The following is a 944-nucleotide window of genomic DNA, read 5'->3' as shown; positions in this document are numbered from 1 at the left end:
AGCAACTGTGTTGGTCAGGACCTCAATCCGCGACCTTTGATCAGTTTCCTTCGGGCGTGTTCATCGGTAGGTGCCGGCCGCTGGCTAGCACGCTTTTGCGTTTACTCACGGCCGCCGAGTGCGCTCAGGTGGGCTGCAGAGCGGCTCTTTGATCGCGCACGCGCGCATTGAGGATGACCAGCATCTTGCGCATCACCGCCACGAGGGCGACCTTGCCTTCCTTGCCGCGTGTGCGCAGCGATCTGTAAAAATCGCGCAGACCTGGCTCGTGCCGAGCCGAGGACATCGCCGCCATATACAGCGCCTGCCGGATATCGGCTCGGCCTCCGCCGATCCCCCGTTTACCACGCATCGCGCCGCTGTCGCGCGAGAGCGGGGCAACGCCAACCAATCGGGAGATTTGCTTTCCGCTGAGCGTCCCAAGCTCCGGTAACCGGGACACCAGCACGGCCAGCAGCACCGGACCGACCCCTTTGAGCGTCTTCAACGCGGCCAGGTGCGGTTGCTCGATGAGCAGCGTCTTCAGCTGCCCGGCGATCAGGTTGTCTAGCCGCGCCACGCTGCGCACAAGCTGGTTCACGTTGCCCTGCAGGATCTTTCGTAGCGCTTTTTCCGCAACCTGCAGCAACTGCTGCCTTGCTGCTTTCAGCAGTTCGACCAGTTGCCGACGGGCACGTACATGCTCGCCCAGATCGCGCTGCCAGGGTTCCAGTGGAACATACCGATGGAGTTCCATCTTCTCGGCCATGCAGGCCAACATGGCCGCGTCCAGCCGGTCAGTCTTGGCCAGTCCCAAACCGTTGGCCAGGTTGCGTGCCCGTTGTGCATTGACGCGCGCTACCGGCAGTGCGGCGTGATGCAAGGCATCCAGCGCTGCCAGCTCGTAGCCCCCGGTCGCCTCCAGCACCACCTGCCGCACCGACAGCGTCTTCAGCCAATCGACA

General features: G+C 63.5%; 1 protein-coding gene. It reads right to left on the bottom strand.

The window, feature by feature from the left end; all coding sequences use genetic code 11:
• Positions 1-124: 124 nt before the first annotated feature.
• Positions 125-944: IS110 family RNA-guided transposase (locus tag XdyCFBP7245_RS23435; RefSeq protein WP_104617723.1), on the bottom strand; the 820-nt coding region annotated here is incomplete at its 5' end.

It is taken from the genome of Xanthomonas dyei, assembly GCF_002939865.1.
GTDB lineage: Bacteria > Pseudomonadota > Gammaproteobacteria > Xanthomonadales > Xanthomonadaceae > Xanthomonas > Xanthomonas dyei.
This window is presented reverse-complemented; position numbering and strand designations above follow the sequence as displayed.